The following is a 5,032-nucleotide window of genomic DNA, read 5'->3' as shown; positions in this document are numbered from 1 at the left end:
GAGCTCGCTCCCGGTCGCGAGATCCGCGGTAAACAAGAATTGCGCGAATTCTATTCTCGCGTATTGCAGCCGGGCGCTTTCTCTATCGCCCAGATGAAGACCCATGTCGTCGAGGCAGACGGTGTCGCGCTCTTCACGTCGTGCTGGAGCTTGAGCCGGGACGGAGCGCGGCGACGCGCCCGGGCCGCTGTTCTGCCGCGTCGATCGCGGCGCCCATCTGACCTATGGCCTCGACGGGCGCCTGCAGCCGATCGATACCAAGACCGTCGCCCGTCTGGTCAAGCGGGTGATTAAGGGCACCGGGCTGGACGAGCGGGAGTTCTTCCGGGCACAGCCTCAGGGCCGGGATGATGACCGCCGCCGACCGCAAGGGCGTGCCGCTCGAGGCGGCAATGCAGCACGGCCGCTGGAAGGACGCCCGGACCGCCCGCGGCTACCGGCGGCACTCGAGCCTGTGGCAGGGCAACTTCACAGGCAGGCTGCTCGCCGAAGAGTAGCCGTTTGGTCCTCTCCCGGACGGTCGCGACCCTACAGGCTTCCACGCAACGGACATGCCGGTGATCCATCCATGCCCGAAGTCGGCTTGTTCCACGGAAGGCGGACCGTCATCGGTCTGTCTTTCCTGTCCGGAGATTCAAGGGAAGCTATCGCCGTGGTGGCCTCGGTCGCGGTTCCACAGGCAATCCGGCCGCGGAGCGCCGAAAGCAGAAATCCACCATCCGGCCGGCAACAGGCTCGCGGCAGCGCTGGCGCATTGGCCCAGATCCCGACGGACCAAAGATTCTTCGGAATAATGGATGTCCCGCCATCGTCATCTGCGTCGGGGCTACCGCTCCAACATTGGATCCTCAACCCCGCTTCGGCGGGATCCCATTTTGAGGCATGTGATGAGACGTCGCGTTCACGCACGTGCGCGACCTTCACTCGCCACGATTCCAACACCAAGGCGAGTCCTGGTCGTCGAAGACGAATTCCACACGGCGCAGCAAATCGATGAGATCCTTCGCCGGATGGGCATTCAGGTGATCGGGCCCGTGGGGACGTTGCGGCAAGCCATGAAGCTTGCGGAGACAGAACGGCTCGACGCAGCCCTGCTCGATGTCCAACTGCAGCCCGATTTCCGACTGCCATATCGCGATAGAGTTTATCCAGTGGCGGACCTGCTGCGCCGTCGCGAGATCCCGTTTTCCTTCATCACGGCCCTGGGGGACGATTGGATCGACCGGCTTGTCACCGATCCCGTCCTGCGAAAGCCGTTCCGTGAAGACCAGCTGCAGGACGCGGTTCACAGACTATTGCGCCTGGGTTCTCCGGACGCTTTGGCTCGCCTCAAGGGGCTGGGAAGGGCGGAAACGGAAGTCTGCTAACCAGCCGGCGAGGGGACTGCCGCTACGCTTGCCGCCCCATTGGATCAGTGGAAAGTTACTTGGATCCGAATAGGCACTGAGGTCCGGACTGTGGCTGCGCGGGTCGGCCTCAATCCCAGCCCGGACAGTTCAGCTTGACCCAGATGCCATGCGACTGGACCGTGCCGTACTCCGAATGGGGTAAGAACGATTAATCTAAATTATCCATAAAATTTGATGGATGCCGCTTGACTCATCCGGACCGGTCAGGCTCTATATTCCCATATTCTGGCGAACTTAATCCTGATGGCTCGCGACCCAACATAATTGGTCGAAGTCATCAAACAATCCGTCACAGCCGGAACGTGGAGGTGGCTGGGAGCATGACTTGAATGCTTCCTTAGGCTCGGCGTCGTTTTAGTTACCCGACGCGGGCATTATTGTAGAGCAGGTCAATTCGCAGGAGGGGACATGATTGCGTATAAAGGATTGCAGCCGGACCAGATCGGCAGCGTCGACCATTTGGTCGACGAGGCGACACCACAATTGACCCGCGAATCCGACGATCGCCTTGCGGAGGGTAGCACAATCATGCTCCCGCCGGTGCGGTCGAACGAAGATGCGCCGCTGATCTCGGTTGTAGAGCCTCGGGCCCTTGGTCGGGAGACTTTGGCCCGAGCCCTCGAGGGGGCGGGGAGCCGGTATCGCAGCCGCGCCTTCGCGCGTCTCGATGAGTGGTTGACGAATGGTCTCCGCCACGAGACCTCAGTCATCCTGCTCAGCATCGGCGCAACAGATGCCGACGATCCCGGATTGGCCGAAGACCTTCAGCTCCTGGTGCGGGAATATGCGCATATTCCGATGATCGTGATGGGTGACATCGAGGAACCATCGCACGTGGTGACGATCCTGGGACACGGCGCCCGCGGATACATACCGACCAGCGTCAGCCTGTCCGTCGCCGTCGAGGCGATCTCGCTTGCCCGGGCGGGCGGAGTGTTCGTGCCGGCCAGCAGCCTGGTGCAATCCCAATACACCCTTTCGACGGCGCCCCATGCGGCTGCGTCCGTGACCCAGCTGCTTACCGAGCGGCAGGCGGCGGTCGCCGATGCGGTCGCGCGAGGGAAGGCAAACAAGATCATCGCCTATGAGCTGAACCTCTGCGAAAGCACGGTGAAGGTCCATATCCGCAGCATCATGAAGAAGCTGCAGGCCCGCAACCGAACTGAGGTCGCCTTCAAGCTGCACAGCTTGGCACCCCGCAAGGCCCGCCCTGTCCAGACCTGGTCGTCCGCCATCGGCGCGTGAGGCTGTAGGACGGAAGGGCGCCTCGCTCGGGTCGCCCAACGCACCCAATGCGCCTGGCTAAGGCCACGGACGATTGCGTCGATCTGGTGCCGCAGATCCGATGGCAGCAACCGCCGGCCCCGGCATGCGCCGCGAGAGGAGGTCGTGGTAATCCCGGCCGAAGCACGGCCTCTGCAGCACAGGCCCTCCGCATGAGCCGGCGCGATCCGGCGGCCGCCGCCCTTGAATCCGAGCCCGCGAGGCTGCCAGGTTATAAGAGGTTTGGACGTCGCTGCGCGCGTCAACGAGGTTGATGGAAGCGGAGATTGGAGTTGCCACTTCCGACGCAGCGATATGGATTCGCGTTCAGCTGTGGCCCGGGGCCTAGCGAGGCGATAGCCTGCCCTGGCACAGCGAGGGCAGGCAGGTGAGCGGCGAGACAGATCTGGAACTCATGGCGAGCACGCTGGAGGCGAGCGGCCGGTATCGGGTTCTTCGCAAGCTCGAAAACCGTCGCCTGCTCGCCACGCCGGACGGCACTCCTACCCGCTTGGGCATCCTCCTGGACCTGGAGACCACGGGCCTGGATCCGGCGAAGGACGAGATCATCGAACTCGCCATGGTGCCCTTCACCTATGGCCTCGACGGCCGGATTTTCGAGATCCATGAGCCGTTCCAGCGGCTTCGCCAGCCCTCCGTGCCCATTCCCGCCGAGATCACCGCGCTCACCGGCATCGATGACACCATGGTCGCTGGACTGTCGATCGATACGGCCGAGGTCGAAGCCTTTGCTGCGCCCGCCGCCCTGATCGTCGCCCACAATGCCGGCTTCGACAGGAAGTTCGCGGAGCGATTCTGCGACGTTTTCACGACCAAGCCCTGGGCGTGTTCCTGGTCCCAGGTGCCCTGGGCCGAGGAGGGTTTCGAGGGCGGTAAGCTCCGCTACCTCGCCATCGAGTGCGGCTTCTATTTCGATGGCCATCGAGCGGCTGACGACTGCGTTGCCGTGCTGGAGATTCTGGCACGGCCGCTACCGCGGTGCGGGGTCACCGCGCTGGCGCGGCTGCTGGAGACGGCGCGGAAGCCGACCTGCCGGATCTGGGCGGAGAACTCCCCGTTCGACTTCAAGGACATCCTGAAGGCGCGTGGATATCGCTGGAACGGCGAAGCGAACGGGCGTCCTCGCAGCTGGTACTTCGATGTCGACGAGGACCGGCTGGAGCAGGAGTTGGCGTACCTGCGCCACGAGATCTACCAGTACGAGGCGTCAATTCCAGTCATCCGCTTCGGCGCCCATGATCGGTTTTCCGATCGCTGCTGAGCCGTCGGCCTGCTCCTCCGAGCCGGACATTCCCTCGTCGCCACAGCGAGTCCGAAAACGGACCCCAGCGCCAGGGCCGGATTGTCCTCAGAGCGGACGAGCACAGGCCCGGCGGGCTTCTCCGAAGCGGACGTCTCCCGCGACCCAACCGTGTCCGAAAGCGGACCAGGCTCACAGAGGGGACAGTCAGCGATCCTCGCGGGTTGGCGCATGTTCGATCATCAAGGGAGTCGGCTCCGGCGGCGGCTTTCGACGCGCGCCCTCTGACCTCGCCGACTGCATTGGGCGTTTTGCGGACATTGAGCGCGCGCGCTAAACTTCGACTATGGCTGACGATCCAGTGGTAGCAATCACGAGTCTGCTCGAGCGAGATTACGGGATAGCGCGCTCGAAGCTCTCGCCATCGACCCGAGTTCTACACGATTTGCGCATCGACGGCGATGATGCAGTCGAACTGATCCAATGGATCAAGGGTAGGTTTGGCACAGATTTCGCATGCCTTGAGCAGCAATGGCCTTCTTACTTCAATCCGGAAGGAATGACGTTGCGCTCAGCATTCATCGGTGTTCTGTCCATCATGGTCGCTGGTGTCTTTGGGATGATTCTAGCGCCGTCCCCTGTTCCGCATTTTGCCGCGGTAGCTCTGTCGCTTGGATCATCTCTCGTATGTGCGTGGGCGCTTCACCTGTTCCTGCCGAGACGCGAGGTGAGACCGGTTACAATCGGTCAGTTGGCCGAAGCGGTTCGCTGTGGTGCTTGGCCAAACAGACCAGGCGACGTCGCCTAACGGCATGCGCGCTCAGTGGCGCGTAACCGCCTTGGGTCGCGTCTACTCGTTTCCGCTCTCTGGCGCCGGGCGCGACGGCCGCTTTCAGGCAGCCTCGATTCGGCCTAGCCGGCCGAGAAAGGCGGAAAGAGGACCTGAGGAGGTGCGGCGCTGATACCGTCAGTAAAGGATGAGGAGCAGATCTCGGGAGCGTAGGGTAAGCGGCGCATGCGTCTCGACAGCGCCATAGCCGGTCACTCCACCGCGCCCCGAAATCGATGGTATGTCTGTGCGCAAGAATGCGGCTTCTGT

4 protein-coding genes are annotated in these 5,032 nt (G+C 62.9%); 3 read left to right on the top strand and 1 reads right to left on the bottom strand.

All coding sequences use genetic code 11. The annotated features are described in order from the left end of the window. The first annotated feature begins 347 nt into the window (after positions 1-347). A complete protein-coding gene (locus FFK22_RS43575) occupies positions 348-497 on the top strand; it encodes a hypothetical protein (RefSeq protein ID WP_186002954.1) in 150 nt (49 codons plus the stop codon). 423 nt (positions 498-920) lie between these two features. On the opposite strand, the gene FFK22_RS43570 is transcribed toward FFK22_RS43575, so the two are convergent. Further along, entirely contained in the window at positions 921-1,289 is a 369-nt protein-coding gene (locus tag FFK22_RS43570) for a hypothetical protein (protein WP_186002953.1), read from the bottom strand. 528 nt (positions 1,290-1,817) lie between these two features. On the opposite strand from FFK22_RS43570, the gene FFK22_RS44665 reads away from it, so the two are divergent. Together FFK22_RS44665 and FFK22_RS40910 are read left to right on the top strand one after the other, a co-directional pair. Further along, complete coding sequence (locus FFK22_RS44665; protein ID WP_138893458.1) at positions 1,818-2,654, top strand: LuxR C-terminal-related transcriptional regulator; 837 nt, start codon at positions 1,818-1,820, stop codon at positions 2,652-2,654. Positions 2,655-3,060: 406 nt separating this feature from the next. Beyond that, the gene (locus FFK22_RS40910; protein WP_138893457.1) at positions 3,061-3,954 is read left to right on the top strand and encodes a 3'-5' exonuclease; all 894 of its coding nucleotides are present in this window, start codon (positions 3,061-3,063) and stop codon (positions 3,952-3,954) included. Positions 3,955-5,032: the final 1,078 nt, after the last annotated feature.

Source organism: Mycobacterium sp. KBS0706 (assembly GCF_005938675.2).
Taxonomy (GTDB): Bacteria; Pseudomonadota; Alphaproteobacteria; order DSM-16000; family Inquilinaceae; genus Inquilinus.
The sequence above is the reverse complement of the archived record's forward strand: the minus strand, read 5'-3'. Positions and strand labels throughout refer to the sequence as shown.

Bases quoted from the DNA above. Each gene is read 5' to 3' on its own strand.
- FFK22_RS44665 (WP_138893458.1), top strand. From the start codon at position 1,818: ATGATTGCGTATAAAGGATTGCAGCCGGACCAGATCGGCAGCGTCGAC.
- FFK22_RS43575 (WP_186002954.1), top strand. From the start codon at position 348: ATGATGACCGCCGCCGACCGCAAGGGCGTGCCGCTCGAGGCGGCAATG.